This is a genomic window from Streptomyces sp. NPDC050085 (assembly GCF_044460595.1).
GTDB lineage: Bacteria > Actinomycetota > Actinomycetes > Streptomycetales > Streptomycetaceae > Streptomyces.
Window position 1 is genome coordinate 313,201 of record NZ_JBITJZ010000002.1, and the last position, 25,029, is coordinate 338,229.

Here is a 25,029-nt window from a genome sequence, read left to right on the forward strand (position 1 = left end):
GCCGACACCGCCGACACCGCCGACGAACTGGGCTGCTCGTCGATCCATCACGGCCACTCACCCCCACACTCACCCCACGGGCTCCGGCTCCGGCTGGGGCTCCGGCTGTGGCTGCGGCTCGATCTCGAACGACGGCTCGTCCCTTGCCTGTTGAGCTTCCGGAGCGGTGCCCGTCCGCCTCGTCGCACGGCGGAACGCCGACGTACCGCGCGACAGATCGTGCCCGACCGCCGTCGCCGTGATGTCCGCCGACGTCCAGTGCTGCCCTCCCCTCTCCTCGTCGCGCACCTTCAACCGGCCCTGCACGATCACCGGTTCACCGATCGACACCGAGCCCTGCACGTTGGCCCCGAGCGGCCCCCTGGCCCACACCGTGAAGAAGTTCGTGTGCCCGTCCACCCACGCGTTCTGCACCGGATCGAAGCGGCGCGGCGTCACCGCGAGTCGGAACCGTGCCACCGGCCCCGTCGGCAGCTCCCGGTACACCGGTGTCGTCGCGACGTTCCCCACCACCGTCAACAGCGTCTCGTTCATGTCGTACGTCCCTCCCCGTCCACGCCCGTCCACATCGCGGCCCGAGCCCTCCCCGAGCCGCGATCCCCAGACTGCCCCCGCGCCGCGAACCCCGCCGACGCCTGTGTCCTACCGGCCGGTTGTGGAAAACCCGGCCACCCGTACGTACTGCTCCCGCACCTCCCGGTACCGCAGCAGCTCCGCCGCGACCGGGTCGAGCACCCGCGCCCTGCCGCAGGCCGCGGCCGCGTCCCGCAGGCGCCGTTCCGCGTCCTGGCCGTACCGCCGCGCGGGCCCCTTCGCCGCCATCCGGCACGCCCACTCCACGCACGGACCGCCCACGATCCCGGCCAGCATCATCAGCACCGGCACTCCGAGATTGGGCGAGCAGACACCGACGATCTGCCCCAACAGCCACAGCCCGCCCAGGATTTGAAGGACCGTCATGGAGGCCTGAACAAGCACGGCGAGCGGCCACCACCCGGGCCGCGGCGGACGCGTCCCGCTCGCGTTCCCGCTCCCGTTCCCGCTCCCGCTCCCGCTCCCGCTCCCGATTCCGTTCCCGATTCCGTTCCCGCTGCCCCTCCCGTACGCGCCCGCGGCCCCACCCCTCGGTACGTCACACCCGGCGGCACTCACCGCCAACTCGTCGAGCGCCTCCGGCAGTCCCTCGGCGCCCCGCGTCGCCGCCTCCCGCACGGCCTGCCCCCACGCGGCCGGAAGGCCGGTCGCGGCGGCGTCGCCCACGGCCCGCACCGCGTGTTCGACGCGCTGGCGCGCCGTGGCCTCCTCCTCGGCGGGTGCCGAGGGGGCGGCGGCCGGTGAAGCGAGGGCGCGCTGGGCCTCGTACCACCGCCAGAGCCTGAGCCAGGGTGTGCCGCACGCCTTGTTGGCGCCGCGCGCCCAGGCGCGTTCGGCCGCCTGGCCTGCGGCGGCGGCGCCCACCGCGTCGGCGAGCCGGTCGGTGAACTCCTCGCGGGCGGCCTCGCTGAGCCCGATCTGCCGCCCGGCCGCGTACACCGGGCGCAGCCGGTCGGCAGCGGCGTCGACGTCGGCGGCGATGCGCCGGGCGGCGGCCCGCCGCTCGCCGACGAACTGGTCGAGCGCGTCGCGCAGTTCACCCACGCCCTCGCCCGTCAGTGCGGACAGCGGCAGCACGGTGGCGCCGGGTTCGCCGTGCTCGCCGAGGGCGATGCCGTCCTCGTCGAGGAGTCGGCGCAGGTCGTCGAGCACCTGCTCGGCGCTGTCGCCGGGCAGCCGGTCGATCTGGTTGAGCACCACGAACATCACTTCCGCGTGCCCGGCCATGGGCCGCAGGTAGCGCTCGTGGAGCATGGCGTCGGCGTACTTCTCGGGGTCGACGACCCAGATGACGGCGTCCACCAGGGCCAGGATCCGGTCGACCTGCGCGCGGTGCTCGGGTGCGGCCGAGTCGTGGTCGGGCAGGTCGACGAGGACGAGCCCCTCCAGGCTGCCGTCGGTCTGCTGCAGGGGCCTGCGCCGCGAACGGCCCAGGATCTCAAGGCGGTCGAGCAGCCCCGCCGCGCCGTCCGTCCAACTGCACGCGATCGGCGACGAGGTGGTCGGCCGGCGCAGCCCGGTCTCCGAAAGCGGCACCCCGGCAAGGGAGTTGAAAAGCGTCGACTTGCCGCTGCCGGTCGCCCCCGCGACGGCCACGACGGTGTGCCGCGCGGAGAGCCGTCGCCGGGCCGCGGCCTCGTCGAGCACGCGCCCGGCCTCGGCGAGCGTCGCCCCGTCGAGCCGCGTACGCGAGAGCCCGACGAGTTCGCGCAGCGCGTCGAGCCGCTGCTTGAGTCCTCCGTCGTACGTTCCCGAATCCGTCGGCGTCTGCAACGCCTGCAGCCCCTGCGGCGTCTCGGTGTCCGAACGCCCCTCGGCGCGACGCGCGATGAGCCCGTCGCCCCAGGTCTCGGTCCCGATCCCGGTGCCTTCGGTGTCGTCGGTGTGATCCGTGACGGCGGTCACCGCCCTCACCTCTCCTTCTGCAGCAGCGACAGGGCCGCGATCAGTTCGGCCTGGGGTTCGGGGCCGACGCCGAGGGCGTCCAGCGGCGCGAGCCGGCGTTCGCGCTCCGCGCCGAGCACGGTGTCCAGGTACTCGCTCAACAGTCGCCCGCCGCGGTCGCGCAGGCGCAGGGCGCCCTGGGCGCCGATCCGTTCGGCGAGGTTCTCGCCCGCGGCCCTGGCGCGCTTCCCGCCGAGCAGGGCGGTGGCGACGAGCGCGGCGACGATCTCGGGGTCGGGCGGCGCGGAGCCCTGCGCGTCGCCGACGGCCCGCACCTCCTCCTCGGCGTACTCCTCGACGACGCGCCGCCATCTGCGTACGGCCATCCCGACGCGATGCTCGGCGCTCTCCAACTGCGGGTCGCGCGCGCCCAGTTCCGTGGCGCCGCCTCCCGGCTCACGCCGCCAGGCCTCGTCGATCCGCTCGTCGGCGGCGGTGACGGCACACACCAGCAAGGCACCCAGGCTCTCGACGAGCGAGTCGAGGAGCTCCCCCGCGGTGCAGTCCACCGGATAGCTGCGCCACCGCTTCAGCGCCCCTCCGGACAGCACCCCACCGGCCTGCAACCGAGTGCGTACGCGCGCGTGCTCGCTCTCGTACGCGTCCTCGACGGCGGCAGTGAGCCGGACCGTGGCGGCGTACTGGGCGGCGACGGCCGAGGCCAGCTCCGGCATCCGTACGCGCAACGAGTCGAGGACACCACGCGCGGTGCGGGTCACCGCGAGGGCGCGGGCGTCGGGGTCCTGGGCGCGATGGGTGAGCCAGGCGCGCAACGGCGCGACGGCGGTCGCCGGCAGCAGCCCGCCGTTGCCCGTCGACTCGGGCAGCTCGGGCACGGTGAACCGGGGCACCTCGCCGAGCCCCGCCTTGGCGAGCAGCGCGCCGTACTGCCGCGACACCTCGGCCACGACCTGATGGGGCACCCGGTCGAGCACGGTCACCAGCGAGGCGTCGTGCTCCTTGGCGGTACGCAGCAGGTGCCACGGCACCGCATCGGCGTAACGGGATGCGGTCGTGACCATGATCCACACGTCGGCGGCGCTGATCAGCCGGGCGGCGAGCAGCCGGTTCTCGGCGACGAGCGAGTCGACGTCCGGTGCGTCGAGGAGCGCGAGCCCGCGCGGCAGGGTCCCCGCGGTCTCCACCCGCAGCACCCGCTCCCCGTCCTCGAGCAGCGGCGCGAGCGACTCATCCTCGTCCACGTCGTCATCGGCCCCCGCCTCCGCCTGCCGGGGCACCCACACGCGCGTGAGGTCGGGCAGCACGCGCATCCCGGAGAACCAGTGGTGGTCGTCCGGATGGCAGACGAGCACGGGCGTCCGGGTGGTCGGCCGCAGCACGCCCGCCTCGCTCACCACGCGCCCCACGAGCGAGTTCACCAGGGTCGACTTGCCCGCCCCGGTGGACCCGCCGACCACGGCGAGCAGCGGTGCTTCGGGCGCCCGCAGCCGGGGCACCAAATAGTCGTCGAGCTGTGCGAGCAACTCACTGCGGTTGGCACGCGCGCGTGGCGCCCCCGCGAGAGGGAGCGGAAAGCGCGCGGCGGCGACACGGTCGCGCAGCGCGGTAAGTGCGTCGAGCAGCTGAGGCCGTACGTCCAAGGTCACCACATGCGAAGAATGCCCAATTTTGGCGGCATTCTGAAGCATATGACCGCCTCTGCGCGCCGATAAGACACCAGTCGGCAGGCGCGGCCCCCACCGCGACCCCACTACGCCCCTCGCCGGGCACCCAAGGAGACACCCGCCGAGCCACCCAACGAGACACCTGACAAGTCATCCGACAAGACACCCGACGAGAGATCAGACGAGAGATCCGGCAAGACACCCGACAGGACGCTCGACAAGGACCACCAAGACACCGACAAGGCGGCTGATACCGCACAGGAAGCACACAGCGGGACGGAAGGGGAGGCAGGGGGCGCAGGCATAACGAGTGCACAACACCAGAGGCGTGAGACGTCAAAAGCGCTGCGCGATTCGTACCCACCTGCGATTATCAATTCCGCTTCACTGAACCTCCACATAGAGCCACGGAGGCGAAACGGAGGCGAAGCAACAAGGACCGGGACCCGGGAGCCCTATCCTTGTCCCCGGCAAGGTCACGGATCTCCCCCACGTCCGTCCGTCCGAGCCGCCGGCCACACACCGGCCCCCGTAGCTCAGTGGATAGAGCAGGCGCCTTCTAAGCGCTTGGCCGCAGGTTCGAGTCCTGCCGGGGGCGCCCCGCATCGGCCTCGCTTCGGCGGGGCCTTTTTGCTGGTCGGGGGTCTATCCGGGCCGGGTGGCACGCAGGAGCCCGGCACTCATGGGCGACCCCCGACGAGCGTCACGTGCGCATCCATACCCGCCGGTGCCGAGCAACCTGGTAGATCTGCGCTACCTGTTCAGGAGCGAAGGCCCCGGTAAGCGGCCCGAGCGCGGACACCTGTCGTTCCTCGTAGATGCGGACGGTGTACTGCGTGGCAGCGCGGTCGACGGAGGCGACATCCACGAAGACGAGGACCGGTTCGACAGGCACCGGGAACCCGCAGTACCGCTCCAAGACCGCACGTACGGCACCGGCTTCTGCCTTGGCCGCGACCGCATACGGGTACGGCTTCCCATGGTTGACCTTCGCCATGGTGTCGCCGACCCACACCGAGGCTCCGGGATGGCGCTTGGAGTTGACGTTGAACACGCCACCGGCGCCGATGAGCAGGTGGTCGATGTCCCCGCCTTTGCCGTTCGGCAGTCCGTGCAGGACGTGCCATCCCTGGCTTCGGAGGCGTTCCAGCTCGCGGCCTACGCGACGTTCGCCGACGAGACCGGAGTAGTAAGGGTCCCAGTCAGTGGACTGCCGTCGCACCTTGGACCAGAGCCGCGCCATCGCGGACGGCCCACGCACGGCAGTAGCTTCGATCAGTCCAGCACCAGGGGGATTCCGAGCCAGGTCGTCGGCGACGGTGAGCCGTGGCAGTTTCGGTGAATGCGGAGTCGGCTGTGGGTGAGAAGAAGCGGGGCGAGGTCCTGGCTTCGGGGGCTTTGAGGCAGTCGTATCCGCATTGGGCCGGGAACCAGGGCGCGCAGACGGCGAGCGTACTGTCATGGAGTCCCCGAGGTGCTGTCGCAGCAGTGCCAGGGCTTCATGCCGGTACGTCTGAACCTTGATGGTGACTTCCTTGGTCAGCCGATCCGCCCAAGCAACCGAGGTGCCATCGGGCAGATTGACGTAGAGCCGATCCCGCCCGTGTCGTTTCCACGGCCTCACCGTCAACTCGCTCATGAGCCCGCCCCCAGCTCGTCACCCGAGACCATGGGAACAGCCGACCGGCCCCTGAGCAAGAGTGCCGATCAGCCGGTTCCACCGACCTCGAGATGCAACTACCTTTGGTCCGTGAGTGGCAGAAGTGCACGGCTCAAGACAAGCGTGGGGTTCATCGCATGGTGGGCTTTGGCAACTCTGTGCTTCTGGCTCCTCGGCAAGGTCACCGACGATGGCGCGAGTTGGCCCATGTGCGCGGGGATGGCTGCGTTCATCATCGCGGCCAAGGAGCTGTCGGAACGCCGGCATCGTCGTCGGCGTCCTCAGTAGTTCCCACCGGGCCCCGGCTGTACAGCAGAGAAGTACCGCAACCACAGCGATCAGGCTCGATCAGGCTCGCTTGAGACGACATTCGCAGAAGGCCGTATCGCGGCCGGTACGGCTGTAGATGACCGCTCCGCATGGGCCGCGGATCAGAAGGGTCGTCGTTCTCCGTGGGCGTCGAGCGCATCGGTGTAGCGCCGTAGCTTCGCCCCTAGTTCCTCCTGGAGGAGGCTTGCCGCCTGGCGGGCCTCCTCCAGGTCGCCGGCCGCGCAGAGTTCGGCGAGCTCGGCGACGTCCGCGGAGAGGATGCTGAGAGCGTCACCCTGGACCAGGACTCCGGGAAAGTGACGGCCAGGTAGACGCACCACGGCGTCGTTGCCAGCATCGGTGAACAGCTCGGCTACTACCCGCTCCATTGGGACTCTCCGTCGCAGTTTCCTTCTGGTTCACCGACGCCGACAGCAACGCTCGCTGGCGCCGGCTCACCTAGTGAACACTTGCAACTCGGCGCCTTTACCACGATGGCCGCAGTCGTCTTCATTTGGTGGGAGCGGAGGCAACGCCGTACCGGGCGCGGCCTGATCGCCCGCCACCTGACATCCGCGGCAGCGAACAGCGATGGCTCCGGTCGACCGCAGGGGGCTGTGCAGTCGTCGCAACCGCCGGGCGGACCAGAAAGCAAGCGCACATTCAGACGGTGCCGGTGCCGTTGCCGGTGCCGTTGCCGTTGCCGGTGCCGGTGCCGTTGCCGTTGCCGGTGCCGGTGCCGAACAGGTCTGTCTCGACGTCGCTACGGGTTCGCTCGCCCGCCCAGAAGTCCGCGTCCGAGGCGGACCCGCCCGGCGGGCGACCCCAGCAGCCGTCCAAGGCGCGGGAGTTAGGCCACCGCGTGTCGCATGATCGGGATTGCTGTCTCTTCCGTTGTGTCCGGGGGGACGACGAGGAGGTCCCAGCGGCCGTGGCCCGCTGCGACCAGGACGACGGTGTGCGTGGTGCCGGGTGCCAGGCGGCGGTGCAGGCTGACGACCTGGCCGGCTACGAGCATGCGGCCCGGTGTCGGTGACCACATCGCCCCGTTGAGCAGGACGCTGGTGATGTGGCCCCAGGTGCGGGGCAACCCGCCGAGTAGGGTGGGGAGTTCGGCGAGCAGGTCGTACGAGCGCGGCCACCAGGCTCCGTCGATGGCTCGGGGTACCCCGGCGTGGGGTGCGAGGCCCAGCCGGAGGAGGGGCAGGGAGGGTAGCGGGGGGTGCGGTGCGAGCGTCATGATGTGCGGCTCCTGCCGACTGCCTTGCGTGGATGGTGCGTTGGAGCGTGCCTGTGTGTCAGGCGCGGTGTGCCTCCAGGCGGGATCGGGTCGGCCAGCGCACGTCGTGGACCCAGCCGAGGCGTTCGAAGAGGCGGATGACGGCGGCCGACGGGTCGAGTTGGCCGCGCTCGACGCCGTGCCGGGCGCTGGTGGGGTCGGCGTGGTGGAGGTTGTGCCAGCTCTCGCCGAAGGAGAGCAGGGCGAGCGGCCACAGGTTGGTGGCCCGGTCGTGGCGCCGGGTGCGGAAGGGGCGCGCGCCGATCACGTGGCACAGCGAGTTGACGCTCCACGTGACGTGGTGAAGGAGGGCTATGCGGACAAGTCCCGCCCAGAGCAAGGCTGTTGTCGCGTGCAGCCAGGTGCCGCCGATCGCCCAGCCGAGGCCGAACGGCAGGGCCAGGGTGAGCAGGCACAGCGCCGGGAAGGCGCGGGAGACCGCGCGGATGTCGCGGTCGGCCAGCAGGTCGGGCGCGTAACGCTCGGGCGGCGTGGGGTCGTTGCGGAAGAGCCAGCCGACGTGCGCGTGCAGCAGGCCGCGCAACTGGCCGCGCAGATGCGTTCCGTAGCGGTACGGGGAGTGCGGGTCGCCGGGGCGGTCGGTGAACGCGTGGTGGCGGCGGTGCGTGGCGACCCAGTCCACGACGTCACCCTGGAAGCTCATCGACCCGGCCACCGCGAGGGCGATGCGCACCGGTCGCACGGCCCGGTAGCCGCCGTGCGTGAGACCGCGGTGGAAGCCGACCGTGACACCGAGGCCCGTGATCACGTACAGGGCGAGACCGAGCACGATGTCCGCGGGATGGATCAGACGCCCCCACAGCAGCCAGCCGCCGACGCCGAGCGCCACGAACGGCAGCACGACGATCAGCGCCGTCACCGTCACGTACAGGCGGCCCCCTTCGGCGCGCGGCGGCGGTGAACTCTCCTGCGGGAACGGCGAGTTGCCGTCGTAGGAATCCGGCCGACGGGCTTCGGTCGTGCGGGTGGTGGACGTCAGGGACATGCGGCGGACTCCTCGGCCTCGTTGCGGATGGCGCGGCCGGGGTCGGGGGCTGGCCCTATGGGGACGGCGAGGGGGAAGTGCTCCATGTGGTCGGGCACCGGCAGATGAACGTCCTCGCCACCTTCACCGTACTCCTGTCGGGCGGAGACGGAGACGGAGACGGAGAGGGGGACGGAGGCGGAGAGGGGGGACGGGGACTGAGAAGGGGAGCGGGACCGGGCCGGGACCGAGACGGGCGTGGAACGTGCGCGACGTACGCTGGAAGCACCGGGTGCTCCTCGTACGTCGACTCCGTTCGGCGTCGCTTCCGGTGCGCCACTACACCGGGTCCTGCCGTTCCCATGGCGGCCCGAAGAAGGGCTTGCGTCATGAACGCAGCCGCCGGATCGCCCAGTTCCTATGCATCGCCCAGTTCCTATGCATCGCCCAGTTCGTATGGATCGCCCAGTTCCTATCCGCCCGCCCGGATCACCCTGCGGCCTCCGACCTTTCCGCCGGGGCCGGTGTGCGGCGCGTGGTGGCCCCGTACCGATGACCTGGCCGCCGAACTGGCCGCGCTCACCGACGTGTTCGACGCGTCCCGCGGTCTCGTCACGCGGATCGCGTCCCACCACGGCAGTTGGGCGCGCGAACCGCGCACGCTGCCCGTGACGGGGCACACGGTGACGGCCAGTTGGTACGCGTCCGGGCTCGACCCGCACACCATCCGGCTCTTCTCCTACGGTGCTGGCCGCTGGGACCTGCTCGTCGTCCCGCCGCGCAGCGAGGCCGACGCGGCCGCCCGGCTGATGACCGCGGCGGCCGACCCCGCCCTCCGCCTCACCGGAACCGCCCTGATGGCGACCGAGGATCCGTCCGGATAACCCCGGCGCCGGGCCCGCCGCCGAACACGGCCGCAGGAGTACCGTGGAAGGTACCAAGGGCATTTCGTACTCCGGCATCCACGCGGGTCTCGTCCTCGGTGAGCGACAACATCGTGGCGGCCGTCGTGCCGCTCCGAAGACGGGTTCGCATCATGATCGCGATCACCACGTCCACCGCGTCCCTCCCGTCAGTCCCATCCCTCCCGTCAGTCCCACCCCTCACGTCCGTCCCGCCTGCCTCTTCCGTCCCGTCCGTTCCCTCCCTCTCCTCCGTCCCTTCCGTCCCTTCCGTCCCCTCCGCCCGCGCCGTCCCTCCCCCGTCGTCCGCCGCCCGCGTGGCCCTGAAGTCCCCGACGGGGAAAGGTCTGCTCGACGGCGCCTGGTGGCCCCGTTCGCGCGACCTGGCCGTCGAACTGCCCGCCCTGGCGGACGTACTCGGGCCGCTGTGGGGCCGTATCACCCGCGTCGCCGTCAATCCGATGCACTGGCCCGTCGTGCCGCGCAAGGTGACCGTCCACGACCATGTGATGAAGGTCGGCTGGTTCACTCCCGAACTCGACCCGCACAAGCTGCTGTTGCTGTCCTACGGTGCCGGTCGCTGGGACCTGCTCGTGATCCCGCCCGAGACGGATGACGCGAGCGCGGCCCGGCTCATGAGCGCCGCCTGCGATCCGGACGGGCCACCGCTGACCGCCACCGCCCTCATCGCCGCCGAGACCGCGCGCCACCACGACAGCGGGCACGGCCACGACAGCACGCACGGCCACGACAGCGCACAGGGCCACGACAGCGCCGTCGGCGACCGGCCGCAGAACGCCGAGGAGTCGTGGGAGTACGAGGGCGGGGCGACCTCCACCCACGCCGTCCCCATGGCCCCGGTGCGGTGATCGTCATGGACGCCGCGCTCACCGCAGCCGCCTTCCTGCTCCTGATCACCGTCGCCGCGTACGTGATCCACCGCCTCAACACCCAGCACGCCGAGAGGATCGCCTTGCGTACCTACAGTCCCGAGCCGGCCGACGGCGGCCCGCCGCCTGCCCCGCCGACCCCGTCTGCCCCGTCCATCCCGCCCCTCCCGTCCACCCCGCCTGCCGTACCGGCCGTACCGGCCGGGCGGCACGACCACCGTGACGGAGGGCGCGGCCGGTTCCCGGCGCGGCGCCGGCGTGACCGCACCACGCACAAACAACAGGCCCGCTGAGCCGGGCCGCGTCACCAGCGAGGAGTCCGGATGGCCGAGGTGTATCTGCGCAGGCTCACCCGGTGGCAGGCCGAGCAGCAGCGCGAGGCCGTCGCCGACGTGTACGTGACCGCGTACCGCGGCGCCGCCGGGGCCGAGTACCGGGACCGCACCGGATTCCTGCGCGTCTTCGAGCAGAACGTGCGGCACGAGGGGTTCGACATGGCCGTCGCCGATGCGATCGGGCTCGTGGGCTGCGCGTACGGATACCGCCTTGAGCGCGACGGCGCCTGGTGGTCCGACTTCCCGGTCGAGGTGACACCGGCGACCGAGGAACTCACCGCGTCCGGGCGGGTGTTCGCGCTCACCGAGCTGATGGTGCGGCCCGCGTACCGCCGTCGCGGTGTCGCGACCCGCCTCGGGGAGCTGCTGCTCGCCCGCCTCCCCCAGGACCTGGTGGTGGCCGGCGTCGACCGGGACAGGACCGGGGCCGGGGCCGGGATCGCCGAACTGCTCCGCGCCTGGGGCTGGAAGGAACTGCCCGCGGCGGGGCCCGATGCCGAGGCGTCGCGCCTCGAGGTGTGGGCTCGCTGGCCCGTGCGGTGACGCACCCCCCGCGCAGCCTTCCGCCGAGCTCCCCTAGCCCCCTCCCATAGCCCCCTCCCCCGGCCCCCCTCCCATAGCCCCCTCCCCCAGCCCCCTCTAGTAGCCCCTCTGGCCCCCGAACATCTGAGCCCCTCGCAGAAGTTGTGTCGTAACCCTGGGCATCTCCCTTACCTGTTGGTAACTTCCGGCTGGCTACTTGCCGGTAGCCCAGCAGTGATCCCCGTGATCCATTCACGAGCCGAGGGAGTCATGCACCAATCCACCATCCGGCAGTTGACCGGCGCGGCGCTCGCCGCCCTGGTCCTCAGCGCCGTCCCCGCCGCGCACGCGTCCGCCGCAACGCCCGCGCCCACGACCACGGCCACGGCCACGGCCACGGCTACGGCGACACCCGCACAGGGTTCGGCGGCCTCCACCGACAGCTTCTATACGTACGACGGCAGCAGACCCCTGTCCTCGTACGCGCCCGGCGACGTGCTCAAGACCCGGACCCTGCCGTACCACGTCGTCGGCATCCCGACGCCGGTGACGGCGATCCAGCTGCTGTACCGCACCACCGACGCCCAGGGGCGACCGAGTGCCGGTGTGACCACCGTGGTGCGCAGCGCGAGCGGCGACGGCAGCAAGGCCATCTCGTACCAGTCGGCCTACGACTCCCTCGACCCCGAGCACGGACCGTCCCGCGCGATCGCGGGCGGCGTCAGCCTCGGCACGCTGCTGCCGAACGCCGAGTCCCTCGTCCTGGTGCCGTTCCTGGCCCAGGGTTACGACGTCATCGTCCCGGACACCGAGGGGCAGACCGCCGACTTCGCGGCCGGGCCCGAGTACGGGACGACCACGCTCGACTCCCTGCGGGCCGCCAGCAGCTCCGGGGCGACCGGGATGAACGCCGACACCCGCTTCGGGCTGCTCGGTTACTCCGGCGGGGCCATCGCCACGCACTGGGCGTCCGTGCTCGCGCCGAGCTACGCGCCGGACGTCAACCGGCGCCTCGTGGGCTTCGCCGAGGGCGGGCTGCTCGTCGCACCCGCGCACAACCTCAAGTACGTGGACGGCAGTTCGGTCTGGGCCGGTGTCGCGCCGATGGCGCTCATCGGGGCGGCCCGCGCGTACGACATCGACCTGCGCAAGTACATGAGCGACTACGGCCGCCAGGTGTACGACAAGCTGGAGCACGCCTCGATCGCCAACGCGCTCGGGCAGTACCCGGGCCTGACGTGGAAGAAGATCGCGCAGCCGAAGTACGCGAACCCGAACTCGGTGCCCGAGTTCGTCGAGGCGGTGAACAAGCTCAACCTCGGTTCGGCGGCCACCCCGACCGTCCCGGGCCTCATCGCGCAGGGCAACGGCGGCATCTTCGAGGGCACCACCAGCAACCTCCCCGGCATCGGCACGGGCGACGGCGTCATGGTCGCGGGCGACGTGCGGTCCCTCGCGCGGCAGTACTGCGCGACGGGCAACACCTCGATCAAGTACCAGCAGTACGACGCACTCAGCCACGTCGGCGCCTTCGTGCCGTGGGCGCCCGTCGCGCTGGTCTGGCTGAACGACCGCTTCGCGGGCAAGGCCGCGCCGTCGAGCTGCGGCCGCATCCCGGCGGGCAACTCCCTGGCCCCGGAGAAGCCGGTACCGGCGAGCTGAGTCCGGCGGAACGGGGGCTCGACCCGGCTCCCGTTCCGCTGGATGGTGTGGGGTGCGGGCGGCGGCGCCCAGGAGTGCCGCCGCCGCATCTCCGCCGAGGAGGCCGTCATGGCCAGTAAGAAGAAGCAGGGCGGGCTGCAGGGGCAGCCCGAAAACCCTTATCTCCAGGGGCTGTTCGCGCCCGTCACCGAAGAGGTCACCGCCCACGAACTGACCGTGAGCGGACACCTTCCCGAGGGGCTCGACGGGAGGTACCTGCGCAACGGGCCCAATCCCCTGAACCTCGACGACCCGGCGGCCTACCACTGGTTCAACGGGCCCGGCATGGTGCACGGCGTGCGGCTGCGCGACGGGCGGGCCGAGTGGTACCGCAACCGGTGGGTGCGCAACGACGCGACCGCCGCCCTGCTGGGCGACAAGCCCGTGCACGGACCCCGGCACCTCGACATCGACTTCGCGCCGAACACGCACATCCTGAACTACGCGGGCCGCTACCTCGCCACCGTGGAGGGCGGCTCGCTGCCGTACGAGCTCGACGGCGACCTCGCCACCATCGGACCGTACGACTTCCAGGGCACGCTGCCGGGCGGATTCGCCGCGCACACCACGCTCGACCCGGTCGGCGGGGAACTGCACGCGGTGGCGTACTGCTGGGCGTACCCGTACGTGCAGTACGTGGTGGTGGGCACGGACGGACGGGTCCGCAAGACGGTGGACGTGCCCGTGGACGGGCGGCCGATGATGCACGACTTCTCGCTGACCGCCTCGTACGTCCTCCTCTACGACCTGCCCGTCGTGTTCAACGCGGACGTCGCCACCTCTCCGTCCTCGCTGCCGTACGTGTGGGACCCCGAGCGGACACCGCGGCTCGGGGTGCTGCCGCGGGACGGCGGGGCCGAGGACGTGCGGTGGCTGGAGGTCGATCCGTGCTTCGTCTTCCATCCCATGAACGCGTACGAGGAGGACGGGGGCGGCGTCATCACCGTCCATCTGGTGCGCTACGACCGGCTGTTCGCGACGCGCGACAGTCACGGCCCGGACGAGACGCCGCCGCGACTGGTGCGCTGGACCGTCGATCTCGCCGCCGGGACGGTGCGCGAGGACGGCATCGACGAGCGGGCCGTGGAGTTCCCGCGGATCGATCCGCGCCGCGAGACCGGGGCGCACCGGTACGGCTACGGGGTCCTCGAGCCGGACGGCGGCTACGCCGGTGACCGGGCGAAGCGGCATCTCCTCTCACCGACGTCCCCCGCGCCCGAGCTGGCCCAGGTCGGCGTCGGCATCGTCAAGTTCGACCTGGAGCGGGGCGGCAGCGAGGTACACCGGTTCCATCCCGAAGGGGACGTCGGCGAGGGCGTGTTCGTGCCGCGGGCGGGCGGGACCGGCGAGGACGACGGCTGGGTGCTGTCGTACGTCTTCGATCCCGGCCGGGGTGCCACCGATCTCGTGGTCCTTGCCGCGCAGGACCTCGGCGGCGAGCCCGTGGCCCGGGTGCACCTGCCGGTCCGGGTGCCGGTGGGGTTCCACGGGAACTGGGTCCCCGATCACTCGGCCTGACCGGACCGGGCAGACTCAGCGGGCTCAGCGGGCTCAGCGGGCTCAGCGGGCTGATGAACCCTGTCGCGCATCAGGCGGGGCAGCGCCAGGCCCGTCAGGACCAGGGCAACACCCACGAGGCGTACGGGAGTTGGCCAGGCGCGCTCCGATACGGCGTCGAGGACGACCGCCGAGAGGACCTGGCCGCCGATCACCAGGAGGGAGGCGTTCATGGCGCCGAGGCGCGGGAAGACATGGCTGTTGACCGCGACGAAGAGGGCGCCGAAGACGCCGCCGAGGTAGGCGGTGGGCGGGGCGTCGCCCGGCCCCGGCCACCGCCCGACGAGCACCAGGGCGCCGAGCAGGAACAGGGTCAGGAACGCGAAGCCGACGACGTGGTTCCAGACGGAGGCCCTGAACGCGCCGACCCGGGTGGCGAGTTGGCCGTTGACGGCGCGGCTGGTGCCGATCAGGACGCCGTTGAGCAGGGCGAGGAGGACGTACGGGAGCACGGCTCACGCACCGCCCGTGACGACCAGGACGCTGCCGCCGAGGACGCACGCCGCGCAGACGACGTCGACGGCCGTGATGCGGCGGCGCGGGACGCGCAGCAGGCCCCACGCGTCGGAGGCGATACCGAAGAGGATCTGGCCGGTGAGCATCAGGGCGGTGGTGCCGGCGAGGGCCAGGCCGCTGTTGACGGCGATCGCCGAGAGGGTCACGACGAGCGCGCCCGCGATGCCGCCCAGGTAGAACCAGAGCGGGGCGCGGGCGCGCGGCGCGGGCCCCGGCGGGTCCACCGCGCGGCGGGCCGCTAGTCCGACGAGGCCGAGCGCCACCGTGGCGCCGAGCGCGTGCGCGATCCAGGAGGCGTAGGCGGCGGTCGAGTGCGCGGCCAGCTCGGCGTTGAACCGGGTCATGAGGGTGAGCAGCACGCCGCCCGCGAGCGCGAGCACCCAGTCACCGGCGTGCTTGCGGCCGCCGCGCCCCATTGCCGTCATCCCACCCACCGTAGGGAGCGAGTGCTGCGGGCACGTGAACGGAGTGTGGCAGCGCACGGGAGCGGCAGGAGCAGCGGGAGCGGCGAGAGCGGCGAGAACGTCGAGAACGTCGAGAACAGCCGACGGTGCCTTCTGGCCCCACGTGACACCACGTGATGCCATCTGGCACCACGTGGCGCCAGATGGCGTCACCAGGGCGCTACTGCGAGCCGCGGCGCAGCGTGGCGCCACATTGATCCCGCCGCACGCCATGACATTTACGCAGGTCAAGCAGGAAGTCCAGCCCTCTCGCACACACTCGGCCCCCTTCACGCTTGCGCATGGCGCCATTATGGTGCCACTATGACGTCATGGACCTCACGCCGTATGTCGACAGTCTCCGCCGCGAACTCGCGGTGGCCGCCGAAGCCGGGGGCGACGAAGCCCGCGAGCTGGCCGAGCGGCTCACCGCTCCCCTGGAGTCCGCGACCCGACTGACCCTGCTCAACGCACTCTCCGACGCGATGGGCGAGATCACCCGTGACCTCGCACCCGGCTCGGTCGACGTACGGCTGCGCGGGCTCGACCCCGACTTCGTGGTGACGCTGCCGCCCAGCGAGCACGCGTACGAGACGCGGGGCCCGCAGCCCGAACCGCAGCAGGCGGCCCCGGCGCACGTCGAGACCGGCGACGAGGGTGGCACCGCCCGCGTCAACCTGCGCCTGCCCGCCCACCTCAAGGCCCGCGCCGAGGAGGCCGCGAACCGCGAGGGCCTGTCGGTCAACGCGTGGCTGGTGCGCGCCGTGTCGGCCGCGGTCGACGGCGGCGGGCGCCCCCGCCAGGCCGAGAAGCCGCGCACCGTCGGACAGAGCTTCACCGGCTGGGTGCGCTAGTCACGCCCCCGCCCGGCCCGAACCACTCTCCCTCCACCTCCACCTCCACCCTCCACCTCCACGTCCCCGCCGGGGACACCCGAAGCGCCAAGAGGACGGGACAGCCATGCCTTCTTTCGACACTCCCCAGCCGATCTCGGTCATCGCCCACGTCGACGCCGGATCCATCCAGTTCGTGGCCGGCGACCGCGCCGACACCACCGTCGACGTACAGCCCCGTGACCCGAAGAAGGACCGGGACGTCAAGACGGCCCAGCAGACCGAGGTCGCCCTCACCCACGGCACGCTGCACATCAGGACGCCCAAGGCCACGCTCTTCGGCATGGGCCGCACCGGCGTCGTCGACGTGACGGTCGAACTGCCCGCGGACTCGCAGCTGGAGGTGACCGGCGCCTGGACCCAGGTGCGCGGCACGGGGCCGCTGGGCGAGGTACGGGCGAAGACCTCGTCGGGCGACGTCCGCTTCGACGAGACCGGGCCGCTGCACCTGACGGCCTCGCACGGGTCCATCTCCGTGGACCGCATCCAGGGTGCCGCCGAGATCACCACCAGCTCCGGCAGCCTGCGCGTCGGCACCATCGAGGGCACCGCCGTCCTGAAGAACTCCCACGGCTCGACGACGGTCGGCGACATCACCGGCGATCTGCGGGTCAGCGGCGCCAACGGCGACATCACGGTCGAGCGGGCCGAGGGCTCCGTCGCTGCCACCACCGCACACGGCACCCTGCGGGTCTTCGAAGTCGCCCGCGGGGTCGCCCAGTTGGAGACCTCCTACGGTGCCATCGAGGTCGGCATCCGCGAGGGCACGGCCGCCTGGCTCGACGTCACCTCGGGCTCCGGCCAGGTCATCAACTCGCTGACCGCGTCCGAGAACCCGGCGAAGACCGAGGACACCATCGAGGTCAGGGCCCGCACGAAGTTCGGCAACATCGAGGTCCGCCGCGCCCGCCCCTGAGCCGCCCGGCGCCTCTCCTCCGCTTCCTTCTCTCCCTCCGCTTCCTCTCTCCTTCCCCTCCCCTCCCTCCCCTCTCCGCCCTATGCGTATCGAGCCTCCGAAAGGGAGGACCCCATGCCTTCTTCTGTCATGTCCACATCCAGGTCGGGCGACCGGCCGCAGCCCCCCGCCGCCGTCTCCGCCGCCGACCTGCGCAAGTCCTACGGCGACAAGGTCGTCCTCGACGGCATCGACCTGCACATCCCCACCGGATCCGTCTTCGCCCTGCTCGGCCCGAACGGCGCCGGCAAGACCACCGCCGTCAAGATCCTCTCCACGCTCATCACCGCCGACGGCGGCCAGGCCCAGGTCGCCGGGCACGACCTCACCAGCGCCCCGCAGGCGGTGCGTGCCGCGATCGGCGTGACGGGACAGTTCTCCGCCGTCGACGGACTCATCACCGGCGAGGAGAACATGCTCCTCATGGCCGACCTGCACCACCTGTCCAAGGCCGAGGGCCGCCGGGTCGCCGCCGAACTCCTCGCCCGCTTCGACCTGACCGACGCCGCGAAGAAGCCCGCCTCGACCTACTCGGGCGGCATGAAGCGGCGGCTCGACATCGCCATGACGCTGGTCGGCAACCCGCGGATCATCTTCCTCGACGAGCCGACCACCGGCCTCGACCCGCGCTCCCGCCACAACATGTGGGGCATCATCCGCGAACTCGTCGCCGACGGCGTCACCGTCTTCCTCACCACCCAGTACCTCGACGAAGCCGACGAACTCGCCGACCGCATCGCCGTGTTGAACGACGGCAAGATCGCCGCCGAAGGCACCGCCGAAGAACTCAAGCGGCTCATCCCGGGCGGCCACATCCGCCTCCGCTTCACCGACCCCGCCGCCTACCAGTCCGCCGCCGATACCCTGCGCGAAGTCTCCCGGGACGACGAGGCACTGGCCCTGTCCATCCCCAGCGACGGCAGCCAGCGCGAACTGCGCTCCCTGCTCGACTGGCTGGACGCCTCCGGCATCGAGGCCGACGAACTCACCGTCCACACCCCCGACCTCGACGACGTCTTCTTCGCCCTCACCGGCGACAAGCAGGCCCCCAACCAGTCGCAGTCGCAGTCGCAGTCCCAGCCTCAGGCCAAGTCCCCGTCCCCGTCCCCGTCCCAGTCCAAGGAGTCAGTCCGATGAGTGCCCTCTCCCTCGCCGTGCGCGACTCGAGCACGATGCTGCGCCGCAACCTCCTGCACGCCCGCCGCTACCCGTCACTCACCCTGAACCTGCTGCTCACCCCGGTGATGCTGCTCCTGCTCTTCGTCTACATCTTCGGCGACGCGATGAGCACGGGCCTCGGCAGCGGCGCGGACCGCTCCGACTACATCGCCTACATCGTCCCCGGCATCCTGATGATGACGATCGGCGGCACCGTCGTCGGCACCGCCGTGTCCGTCTCGAACGACATGACCGAGGGCATCATCGCCCGCTTCCGCACCATGGCGATCCACCGCGGCTCCGTCCTCATCGGGCACGTGGTCGGCAGCGTGGTCCAGTGCCTGATGAGCGTGGTCCTGGTCGGGGCGGTCGGCGTGGCCATCGGCTTCCGGTCCACCGACGCCACCGTCCTGGAGTGGCTGGCCGCCTTCGGCCTGCTCGCCCTGTTCGCCCTGGCCCTCACCTGGATCGCCGTCGGCATGGGCCTGATCAGCCCGAACCCGGAGGCGGCCAGCAACAACGCGCTGCCGATGGTCCTGCTCCCGCTGCTGTCCAGCGCCTTCGTGCCCCTCGACTCGATGCCGGGCTGGTTCCAGCCGATCGCCGAGTACCAGCCCTTCACCCCGGCCATCGAAACCCTCCGGGGTCTCCTCCTCGGTACCGAGATCGGCAACAGCTGGTGGATCGCCCTCGCCTGGTGCGTCGGCCTCGCGATCCTCGGCTACCGCTGGTCGGCCGCGAAGTTCAACAGCACCAGCATTCACTGAGCAACAGCACCAACAATCACTGAGCGATCCACGCGAAACGCGCAATGTCCGGGGCTCACGTCGCTCCTCCTGGTGCAAGCACACTTGGAGGGCGATGTGAGCACACCGGTTTTCTACGAGATCGACGATCCGGCGACCCTGGCGCTGTGCGCCTGCGCGGGCTGCGCGCGGGCCCGGGCGGCCGACCTGCGGGCGGGATGCGGGGCCCGGCCCGCCGCGCGGGTGGCCGCCGTCGCCGCGCTCGGGGCGGTGACCCTGTCCGCGGCGGGCACCGCGCAGGCGGCCACACCGCGGGTCGCCCGGGTCGCGCCCGCGGTCGACCGCGCACCGGCCGGGCAGGGCGAGCAGCCGGGGCAGGGCGCGCCCGGCCCGCTGTTCGCGGCGCAGGCGGCGGCCCGTACGACATCCGCGCCGCTGCACCTCACCCGGGCGCAGATCCTGGCCCGCGCGCAGACCTGGGTGGACGCCCGGGTCCCGTACAGCATGAGCGGCTACTACCAGGGTTACCGCAAGGACTGCTCGGGCTTCGTGTCGATGGCGTGGGGGCTCGGCAGCAATCAGTGGACGGGCAGCCTCGCCGCGTACGGGACGCGCATCGGCAAGTCCCAACTCAGGCCCGGCGACATGCTGTTGTTCCACAACCCGGCGAACCCGACGGCGGGCTCGCACGTCACGATCTTCGGCGGCTGGGCGGACGCGTCCCGCACGAAGTACCTCGCGTACGAGCAGACGCGCCCGCACACGCGCAAGCAGACGACCCCGTACGCGTACTGGAACCACTCGAGCAGCTACGTCCCGTACCGCTACAAGTACGTGGTGGAGGACGGGAGTTCGGGCGGCGGGGGCGGTGGCGGTTCGTCGGCCCGGTTCCCCGGTACGCACGCCTTCGGGCCCGGTGCGAACAACGCCCACGTCACCCGGCTCGGCAAGATGCTCGTACAGCGGGGCGGTGCGAAGTTCTACACGTCGGGTCCGGGGCCGCGCTGGTCGCAGGCCGACCGGCGGGCGACGCAGGCCTTCCAGCGGGCGCAGGGCTGGTCCGGCAGGGACGCGGACGGCATACCGGGGCCCGCGACCTGGCGGTACCTGGTGGAGGGCAAGGGGCGTGACATCGGCGGGAGTTCGGGCGGGAGTTCGGGCGATGGATCGGGCAGCGGGTCCGGCAGCAGGACTCCGGCGTTTCCCGGCCGGGGCTTCTTCCGCCCCGGCCAGTCGAACGCCCATGTCACCACGCTGGGGCGGCAGTTGGTGAAGAAGGGGTACGGCCGCCCCTACGCGCAGGGGCCGGGGCCGCGCTGGTCGGAGGCGGACCGGCGGGCCGTGGAGGCGTTCCAGCGGGCGCAGGGCTGGCGCGGCGGGAATGCGGACGGGTATCCGGGGCCGGCGACCTGGCAGCGCCTGTTCGCCAAGTAGCTCCTGTTCGCCAAGTAGCGGCAGGGGGTCTAGGCAGAGGGGTCGGCGGTCGCGAAGGCGACCGTCAACTCCCGTACCAGGGCGTTGCGTTCATGGTCATCGAGCTCGACCAGGCCCCTCCCCGTGAGCCGTTCGACGGTGTCCTGGACCGAGTCGACGACCCCGGCGAGGACACCGGCCCGGTGCCGGGCCTCCAGGGCGGCGATCCGGCGGCGCCGCATGACGTCGGCGACCTCGGGCGCGTACTCGATCCTGACCGGCTGCGCCGAGAACACCTCGAGGCCCGCGCGGGCGCACTCGGCGCCGAGCAGCCGGGTCAGTTCGGCGCCGACCGACTCGGTGTCGCGGAGCGTGGGACTCGCCTCCCGGCCCTCACGGAACTCGTGGAAGGAGTCGGCGGGCAGCTGCGACAGCACGCGCGCCAGGGCCGCCTCGATCTGTTCGCGCAGATAGCGGAGGTGGTCCTCGACCGCGAACAGGGCCCGCGCCGTGTCCCGCACCCGCCACACCACCATGACCTCGACGCGCAGCGCCGTGCCCTGCGCGTCCACGGCGGCCAGGGGTTCGCTGCGCCAGTGCCGCAGCCGTACGTCGACGCGGCGGCGCAGCATCAGCGGGCTGATCCAGCGCAGGCCGGTGCGGCGGACGGTGCCGCGGTAGCGGCCGCAGAGCGTGAGCACCCAACTGCCGCCCGCGCGGCACCTGGTGAGACCCCCGAAGGCGAGCACGGCGAGGGCCCCGGAGCCCGCGACGAGCGCGCCCTGGCCCGCGCGGTCGGCGGTGCCGGCGCGCGGGGGCCGCGGCAGTTCGAGGAAGTCCGCGACGAACCGCGGGGTCCAGCCGAGCAGCCAGCAGCCGTACGCCATGGCGGCGAGCCCGACGAGCCCGACGAGCGCGACGGGCCGCCCGGGCAGCGAGCGCCCGGTGCGCTCGACGGGCCCGTCGCCCTGGTTCTGCGGGGTCATCGCGCCTCCCGGACACGGCTTGGCAGGGTGGAGTTGACGTCGTGCAGATGGCGCCGGGCGGCACGGCAGTCGGCGCACCCGTACAGATGGGCGGCGACCTTCTCCCCGTACCGGCTGACGGGCCGCCCGCGCAGGGACGCGACGACGCGGTCCACGACCTTCGCGCACTCGGCGTTCGCGGGCCGCGCGTGGCGGCGCAGGAACCCGCTGCGCAGCGACTCCCTGGAGCGGTGCACGAGGGAGGACGCGGCGGCCGGGCTCACCCCGAGCAGCGTGGCGACGGCCCGTGCGCTGCGGCCCTCCAGGGCGAACAGGCGCAGGGCGAGCCGCCGCCGCCCCGGCAGTGCGAGGTACGCGGCCCGCGCCTGCTCGGCGTCGAACCGGCCGACGGCGGGGCAGGAATGCCCCTGGCCGCCGCCCCCGTACGCCACCGGCGGCGCCGGCAGATCGCGGCTGTCGCCCAGCGGGATCTCCCTGCGGCGGCGGACGGCCGCGCGCACGGCGGCCCGCCGGACCGACACGGCGAGGTAGCCGGGCACGTTCCCGACCGGCCCGCGGCCGCCGCGCAGCGCCTGGAGCAGCGCGAGCATCGCCTCGGACACGGCGTCCTCGGCGTCGGCCGCGCTCCCTCGCGTGTGGCGCAGCGCCTGTCGCGCGGCCGACGGTGCGTGCCGCTCCCACAGGACGCGGAACGCCCGTGTGTCCCCTGCCCGGACCCGCTCGCACAGCCGGGCGTCGTCGTCGCCTTGCACGTCCTCACCCTTCGACGGCCCCCGAACTGCCGGAACTCAGCGTTCCGGTGAACGGGCGACGACATGCCGCAAGGCGACACACAAAGACAAACTAAAGTAGGCAAATACGGTCAACTTTGGACGATCAGCGCGCAACGGCGAGGCCCAACTCATGGGCCAGGATGGCCGCCTGCGTGCGATTGCCCAGCTCGAGGCGGCGCAGGATCCGCGAGACGTACGTCTTGACGCTGGTCACCGACAGGTGCAGCGCCTCGCCTATCTCGCGGTTGCTCATCCCCGACCCGACCAGCGCGAGCACCCGCAGCTCGCTCTCGCCGAGCTCGTCGACGCGGCGGACCCGCTCCCCGGTGGCGACCGCGCGCCGGGCGGCCGAACGGGCGGCGAGGCGGCGCAGCACCGGCCGCGACAGCACCCCGGCGCCTGAGGCCACGGCCCTTACGGCGGCGGCCAGTTCGCCCGGCCCCGATGCCTTGAGCACGAAGCCCGCGGCGCCCGCCTCCAGCGCCCGCAGCACCGCGTCGCCCCCGTCACCCCCGCCGTCTCCGCCGCCCGTGGCGCGCGGGGCCAGGACGAGGACGTGGGGCGCGGGGGCGCCGCGGGCGAGGCGCGCCGTCGTGTCGAACCCGTCGATGCCCGTACGCCCGGACAGGCCCAGGTCGAGCAGCACCACGTCCGGGCCGAGGGTGCGCGCGGCACTCACCGCCTCGGCCCCGTCGCCCGCCTCGCCCACCACGGCGATGTCCCCGGCCTCGTCGAGCAGGGCGCGCAGTCCGGCACGGACGACCGGCTCCTCGTCGACGACGAGCACGGTCACCGCCGCAGCCGTGCCCGCGATCGCCGCCCCATGTGAGCATGTAGTCATGGAAGTTGATCTTACGGATCAAAACCCATCAGAACGGACGGACCCGGACCCGTGCGGGGTCAGGCGCCGTAGAGCTCCTCGATCTCCCGCTCATAGGCCGCCATGACGGCCTTGCGCTTGATCTTCAGGGACGGGGTGAGCAGCCCGTTGTCCTCGGTGAACTCGCCCTCGACCAGCGTGAATTTGCGGATGGACTCGGCGCGCGAGACGGCCTCGTTGGCGAAGTCGACGGCCTTCTGCACGGCGGCGGTCATCCGCGGATCGCGGATCACCTCCGACATCGGGGTGTCGGCGGGCAGTTTGCGCACGCTCAGCCAGTGGGCGACGGACTCGGGTTCGAGGGTGATGACGGCGGCGACGTAGGAGCGGTTGTCGCCGACCACGATGCACTGGCCGACGGGCGACCGGCTGCGCAGCCGGTCCTCGAGGACGGCCGGGGAGACGTTCTTGCCGCCGCTGGTGACGAGGATGTCCTTCTTGCGCCCGGTGATGGTCAGATAGCCGTCGTCGTCGAGCGCGCCGAGGTCCCCGGTCGCGAACCAGCCGTCCGCGTCGAGGACTTCGTCGGTCGCCTCCTGGTTGTGCCAGTACGAGCCGAAGACGATCGGCCCCTTGATGAGCACCTCCCCGTCGTCGGCGATGCGCACGGTGGTGCCGGGCACGGGCAGTCCGACGGTGCCGGGCCGGGGCCGCAGCGGCGGGGTGATGGTGGCGGCGGCCGTCGTCTCGGTCAGGCCGTACCCCTCGTAGATCACGATCCCCGCGGTGTAGAAGAAGAGGTTGAGGCCCTTGTCGAGGGGCGAGCCGCCGCTGATGGCGTAGCGCAGGCGGCCGCCGAGTTCCTTGCGGACGCGGCGGTAGACGAGCACGTCGTAGAGCCCGGCGGCGAGCGCGAGGCCGAACCCCGGGCCCTTGCCGCCCTCCAGGAACTTCGCGAGGCTCCGCTCGCCGTACGTGACCGCGATCCGGTCGGCCCGGTCGAAGGAGGCGCCGCGCCCGATCTTCTCGGCGGTGGCCCGGCCGGTGTCGTGGATCTTCTCGAAGAGATAGGGCACGCCGACCACGAACGTCGGCCGGAATGCCCGGAGTTCGGGCCGCAGCTCGTCCGGCTTGATGCTCGGCCAGTGCCCCAGTTCGATCCGCGCGAGGAGGCACGCCACCTGGATCGTGCGGCCGAGGATGTGCGCGAGCGGCAGGAAGAGCAGGGTGGAGGCGGCCTGCCCGGTGATCGCCTTGAAGATGGGGTGCAGCAGCTCGACGGTGTTGGCGGCCTCCGCGTACAGGTTCCCGTGGGTGATCACACAGCCCTTGGGGCGCCCGGTGGTCCCGGAGGTGTAGCAGACGGTGGCGATGGTGTCGGGGGTCAGCGCGGCGCGCCGCTTGGCGACCTCCTCGTCGCTGATCTCCCGTCCCTGCGTGGCGAGTTCGAGCAGGGCGCCTTCGTCGAGCTGCCAGATCCGCGGCCGGTCCGCCTCGGTCAGGGCGGCGAGTCCGGCCTCGGCGGCGACCGCGTTCTCCGGCGTCTCGACGATCAGCATCCCGGCGCCCGAGTCCCGCACGATCCACTCGATCTGGTCGGGCGACGACGTGGCGTAGATCGGCACGGTCTGACCGCCGGCCGCCCAGATCGCGAAGTCGAGGACCTCCCACTCGTAGCGCGTGCGCGACATGAGCGCGACGCGGCCGCCGGGTGCGAGCCCGGCCGCGATCAACCCCTTGGCGGCGGCGGTCACTTCACGCGCGAAGGCGGCGGCGGTGACCGGCTTCCACTGGCCCGCCTCCTTCCTGCGCAGCACGACGGTGCCCGGCTCCTGCTCGGCGTTGACGAACGGGATGTCGGCGGGCGTGGACCCGTCGGCCGGGGGCGCGGCGAGCGCTGCGGTACGGGCCTCGCGGACCACTCCCCGCTCGTCCCTGACGAGCTCGACCCTGGCGCGGTCGGCGAGATCGCTTCGCTTCCTGGCCCGTTTCAGATCCTTGCGTACGCCCATGACGGCTCCCG

General features: G+C 72.0%; 25 protein-coding genes and 1 tRNA gene. 12 read left to right on the forward strand and 14 right to left on the reverse strand.

Going from position 1 to position 25,029, the window contains the following annotated elements; translation table 11 throughout:
* Positions 1 to 69: 69 nt before the first annotated feature.
* The 3 genes from ACIBUY_RS09770 to ACIBUY_RS09780 form a co-directional block, all read right to left on the reverse strand.
* Positions 70 to 534 (reverse strand): single-stranded DNA-binding protein, encoded by a 465-nt coding sequence (locus ACIBUY_RS09770; RefSeq protein WP_399152289.1) that lies wholly within the window; start codon positions 532 to 534, stop codon positions 70 to 72.
* A gap of 108 nt (positions 535 to 642) precedes the next feature.
* The gene (locus ACIBUY_RS09775; RefSeq protein WP_399152290.1) at positions 643 to 2,499 is read right to left on the reverse strand and encodes a YfjP family GTPase; all 1,857 of its coding nucleotides are present in this window, start codon (positions 2,497 to 2,499) and stop codon (positions 643 to 645) included.
* A 5-nt stretch (positions 2,500 to 2,504) separates the two neighbouring features.
* A complete protein-coding gene (locus tag ACIBUY_RS09780) occupies positions 2,505 to 4,148 on the reverse strand; it encodes a dynamin family protein (RefSeq protein ID WP_399152291.1) in 1,644 nt (547 codons plus the stop codon).
* A 540-nt stretch (positions 4,149 to 4,688) separates the two neighbouring features.
* On the opposite strand from ACIBUY_RS09780, the gene ACIBUY_RS09785 reads away from it, so the two are divergent.
* Positions 4,689 to 4,761: transfer RNA gene (locus tag ACIBUY_RS09785), tRNA-Arg, on the forward strand.
* 105 nt (positions 4,762 to 4,866) lie between these two features.
* On the opposite strand, the gene ACIBUY_RS09790 is transcribed toward ACIBUY_RS09785, so the two are convergent.
* The 5 genes from ACIBUY_RS09790 to ACIBUY_RS09810 all read right to left on the reverse strand — a co-directional run bounded on the left by ACIBUY_RS09790 (position 4,867) and on the right by ACIBUY_RS09810 (position 8,417).
* Positions 4,867 to 5,424, reverse strand: a complete 558-nt coding sequence (locus ACIBUY_RS09790) for a nuclease-related domain-containing protein (RefSeq protein WP_399152292.1) — start codon at positions 5,422 to 5,424, stop codon at positions 4,867 to 4,869.
* An 830-nt stretch (positions 5,425 to 6,254) separates the two neighbouring features.
* Positions 6,255 to 6,521 carry a DUF6959 family protein gene (locus tag ACIBUY_RS09795; protein ID WP_399152293.1) on the reverse strand — a complete coding sequence of 89 codons (267 nt, stop codon included), beginning with the start codon at positions 6,519 to 6,521 and terminating at the stop codon, positions 6,255 to 6,257.
* 274 nt (positions 6,522 to 6,795) lie between these two features.
* Positions 6,796 to 6,972: a hypothetical protein gene (locus tag ACIBUY_RS09800; RefSeq protein ID WP_399152294.1), complete on the reverse strand. Its 177-nt coding sequence runs from the start codon at positions 6,970 to 6,972 to the stop codon at positions 6,796 to 6,798.
* A gap of 10 nt (positions 6,973 to 6,982) precedes the next feature.
* Positions 6,983 to 7,372: a DUF5994 family protein gene (locus ACIBUY_RS09805; RefSeq protein ID WP_365578772.1), complete on the reverse strand. Its 390-nt coding sequence runs from the start codon at positions 7,370 to 7,372 to the stop codon at positions 6,983 to 6,985.
* 58 nt (positions 7,373 to 7,430) lie between these two features.
* Positions 7,431 to 8,417 (reverse strand): acyl-CoA desaturase, encoded by a 987-nt coding sequence (locus tag ACIBUY_RS09810; protein WP_365578770.1) that lies wholly within the window; start codon positions 8,415 to 8,417, stop codon positions 7,431 to 7,433.
* Positions 8,418 to 8,785: 368 nt separating this feature from the next.
* On the opposite strand from ACIBUY_RS09810, the gene ACIBUY_RS09815 reads away from it, so the two are divergent.
* The 6 genes from ACIBUY_RS09815 (at position 8,786) to ACIBUY_RS09840 (ending at position 14,264) form a co-directional block, all read left to right on the forward strand.
* Positions 8,786 to 9,280, forward strand: coding sequence for a DUF5994 family protein (locus ACIBUY_RS09815; protein ID WP_399152295.1), 495 nt, complete (start codon positions 8,786 to 8,788; stop codon positions 9,278 to 9,280).
* A 335-nt stretch (positions 9,281 to 9,615) separates the two neighbouring features.
* Positions 9,616 to 10,167 (forward strand): DUF5994 family protein, encoded by a 552-nt coding sequence (locus ACIBUY_RS09820; protein ID WP_399152296.1) that lies wholly within the window; start codon positions 9,616 to 9,618, stop codon positions 10,165 to 10,167.
* 5 nt (positions 10,168 to 10,172) lie between these two features.
* Positions 10,173 to 10,481, forward strand: coding sequence for a hypothetical protein (locus ACIBUY_RS09825; protein ID WP_399152297.1), 309 nt, complete (start codon positions 10,173 to 10,175; stop codon positions 10,479 to 10,481).
* Between the two features lie 30 nt (positions 10,482 to 10,511).
* A complete protein-coding gene (locus ACIBUY_RS09830) occupies positions 10,512 to 11,066 on the forward strand; it encodes a GNAT family N-acetyltransferase (RefSeq protein ID WP_365578764.1) in 555 nt (184 codons plus the stop codon).
* Positions 11,067 to 11,315: 249 nt separating this feature from the next.
* Positions 11,316 to 12,707: a lipase family protein gene (locus ACIBUY_RS09835; RefSeq protein WP_399152298.1), complete on the forward strand. Its 1,392-nt coding sequence runs from the start codon at positions 11,316 to 11,318 to the stop codon at positions 12,705 to 12,707.
* A 42-nt stretch (positions 12,708 to 12,749) separates the two neighbouring features.
* On the forward strand, positions 12,750 to 14,264 hold the full coding sequence (locus ACIBUY_RS09840) for a carotenoid oxygenase family protein (RefSeq protein WP_399152299.1): 1,515 nt from the start codon (positions 12,750 to 12,752) through the stop codon (positions 14,262 to 14,264).
* Here ACIBUY_RS09840 and ACIBUY_RS09845 read toward each other — a convergent pair.
* Both ACIBUY_RS09845 and ACIBUY_RS09850 read right to left on the reverse strand, forming a co-directional pair.
* Positions 14,252 to 14,755, reverse strand: a complete 504-nt coding sequence (locus tag ACIBUY_RS09845; protein ID WP_399152300.1) for a DMT family transporter — start codon at positions 14,753 to 14,755, stop codon at positions 14,252 to 14,254. The genes ACIBUY_RS09840 and ACIBUY_RS09845 overlap by 13 nt on opposite strands.
* A 3-nt stretch (positions 14,756 to 14,758) precedes the next feature.
* Positions 14,759 to 15,244 carry a DMT family transporter gene (locus ACIBUY_RS09850; protein WP_365578756.1) on the reverse strand — a complete coding sequence of 162 codons (486 nt, stop codon included), beginning with the start codon at positions 15,242 to 15,244 and terminating at the stop codon, positions 14,759 to 14,761.
* Between the two features lie 350 nt (positions 15,245 to 15,594).
* Between ACIBUY_RS09850 and ACIBUY_RS09855 the strand changes: the two genes are divergently transcribed.
* The 5 genes from ACIBUY_RS09855 to ACIBUY_RS09875 all read left to right on the forward strand — a co-directional run bounded on the left by ACIBUY_RS09855 (position 15,595) and on the right by ACIBUY_RS09875 (position 20,448).
* Positions 15,595 to 16,116, forward strand: a complete 522-nt coding sequence (locus tag ACIBUY_RS09855; protein WP_365578754.1) for a hypothetical protein — start codon at positions 15,595 to 15,597, stop codon at positions 16,114 to 16,116.
* 106 nt (positions 16,117 to 16,222) lie between these two features.
* Entirely contained in the window at positions 16,223 to 17,071 is an 849-nt protein-coding gene (locus ACIBUY_RS09860; RefSeq protein WP_365578752.1) for a DUF4097 family beta strand repeat-containing protein, read from the forward strand.
* 114 nt (positions 17,072 to 17,185) lie between these two features.
* Positions 17,186 to 18,247, forward strand: coding sequence for an ATP-binding cassette domain-containing protein (locus tag ACIBUY_RS09865; protein ID WP_399152301.1), 1,062 nt, complete (start codon positions 17,186 to 17,188; stop codon positions 18,245 to 18,247).
* Entirely contained in the window at positions 18,244 to 19,035 is a 792-nt protein-coding gene (locus tag ACIBUY_RS09870) for an ABC transporter permease (protein WP_399152302.1), read from the forward strand. Before ACIBUY_RS09865 ends, ACIBUY_RS09870 begins: the two co-directional genes overlap by 4 nt.
* Before the next feature lie 96 nt (positions 19,036 to 19,131).
* Positions 19,132 to 20,448, forward strand: coding sequence for a peptidoglycan-binding protein (locus tag ACIBUY_RS09875; RefSeq protein WP_399152303.1), 1,317 nt, complete (start codon positions 19,132 to 19,134; stop codon positions 20,446 to 20,448).
* A 29-nt stretch (positions 20,449 to 20,477) separates the two neighbouring features.
* On the opposite strand, the gene ACIBUY_RS09880 is transcribed toward ACIBUY_RS09875, so the two are convergent.
* From ACIBUY_RS09880 to ACIBUY_RS09895, 4 genes are all read right to left on the reverse strand, one after another.
* Entirely contained in the window at positions 20,478 to 21,413 is a 936-nt protein-coding gene (locus tag ACIBUY_RS09880) for an SPFH domain-containing protein (protein WP_399152304.1), read from the reverse strand.
* The gene (locus ACIBUY_RS09885) at positions 21,410 to 22,165 is read right to left on the reverse strand and encodes a sigma-70 family RNA polymerase sigma factor (RefSeq protein WP_365578742.1); all 756 of its coding nucleotides are present in this window, start codon (positions 22,163 to 22,165) and stop codon (positions 21,410 to 21,412) included. Before ACIBUY_RS09885 ends, ACIBUY_RS09880 begins: the two co-directional genes overlap by 4 nt.
* A 124-nt stretch (positions 22,166 to 22,289) precedes the next feature.
* On the reverse strand, positions 22,290 to 23,027 hold the full coding sequence (locus tag ACIBUY_RS09890) for a response regulator (protein ID WP_399152305.1): 738 nt from the start codon (positions 23,025 to 23,027) through the stop codon (positions 22,290 to 22,292).
* 59 nt (positions 23,028 to 23,086) lie between these two features.
* The gene (locus ACIBUY_RS09895) at positions 23,087 to 25,018 is read right to left on the reverse strand and encodes an AMP-dependent synthetase/ligase (protein WP_399152306.1); all 1,932 of its coding nucleotides are present in this window, start codon (positions 25,016 to 25,018) and stop codon (positions 23,087 to 23,089) included.
* Positions 25,019 to 25,029: the final 11 nt, after the last annotated feature.

Bases quoted from the DNA above. Each gene is read 5' to 3' on its own strand.
- ACIBUY_RS09770 (WP_399152289.1), bottom strand. From the start codon at position 534: ATGAACGAGACGCTGTTGACGGTGGTGGGGAACGTCGCGACGACACCG.
- ACIBUY_RS09795 (WP_399152293.1), bottom strand. From the start codon at position 6,521: ATGGAGCGGGTAGTAGCCGAGCTGTTCACCGATGCTGGCAACGACGCC.
- ACIBUY_RS09805 (WP_365578772.1), bottom strand. From the start codon at position 7,372: ATGACGCTCGCACCGCACCCCCCGCTACCCTCCCTGCCCCTCCTCCGG.
- ACIBUY_RS09810 (WP_365578770.1), bottom strand. From the start codon at position 8,417: ATGTCCCTGACGTCCACCACCCGCACGACCGAAGCCCGTCGGCCGGAT.
- ACIBUY_RS09815 (WP_399152295.1), top strand. From the start codon at position 8,786: ATGAACGCAGCCGCCGGATCGCCCAGTTCCTATGCATCGCCCAGTTCC.
- ACIBUY_RS09825 (WP_399152297.1), top strand. From the start codon at position 10,173: ATGGACGCCGCGCTCACCGCAGCCGCCTTCCTGCTCCTGATCACCGTC.
- ACIBUY_RS09830 (WP_365578764.1), top strand. From the start codon at position 10,512: ATGGCCGAGGTGTATCTGCGCAGGCTCACCCGGTGGCAGGCCGAGCAG.
- ACIBUY_RS09835 (WP_399152298.1), top strand. From the start codon at position 11,316: ATGCACCAATCCACCATCCGGCAGTTGACCGGCGCGGCGCTCGCCGCC.
- ACIBUY_RS09840 (WP_399152299.1), top strand. From the start codon at position 12,750: ATGGTGTGGGGTGCGGGCGGCGGCGCCCAGGAGTGCCGCCGCCGCATC.
- ACIBUY_RS09850 (WP_365578756.1), bottom strand. From the start codon at position 15,244: ATGACGGCAATGGGGCGCGGCGGCCGCAAGCACGCCGGTGACTGGGTG.
- ACIBUY_RS09855 (WP_365578754.1), top strand. From the start codon at position 15,595: ATGGACCTCACGCCGTATGTCGACAGTCTCCGCCGCGAACTCGCGGTG.
- ACIBUY_RS09860 (WP_365578752.1), top strand. From the start codon at position 16,223: ATGCCTTCTTTCGACACTCCCCAGCCGATCTCGGTCATCGCCCACGTC.
- ACIBUY_RS09865 (WP_399152301.1), top strand. From the start codon at position 17,186: ATGCCTTCTTCTGTCATGTCCACATCCAGGTCGGGCGACCGGCCGCAG.
- ACIBUY_RS09870 (WP_399152302.1), top strand. From the start codon at position 18,244: ATGAGTGCCCTCTCCCTCGCCGTGCGCGACTCGAGCACGATGCTGCGC.
- ACIBUY_RS09880 (WP_399152304.1), bottom strand. From the start codon at position 21,413: ATGACCCCGCAGAACCAGGGCGACGGGCCCGTCGAGCGCACCGGGCGC.
- ACIBUY_RS09890 (WP_399152305.1), bottom strand. From the start codon at position 23,027: ATGACTACATGCTCACATGGGGCGGCGATCGCGGGCACGGCTGCGGCG.
- ACIBUY_RS09895 (WP_399152306.1), bottom strand. From the start codon at position 25,018: ATGGGCGTACGCAAGGATCTGAAACGGGCCAGGAAGCGAAGCGATCTC.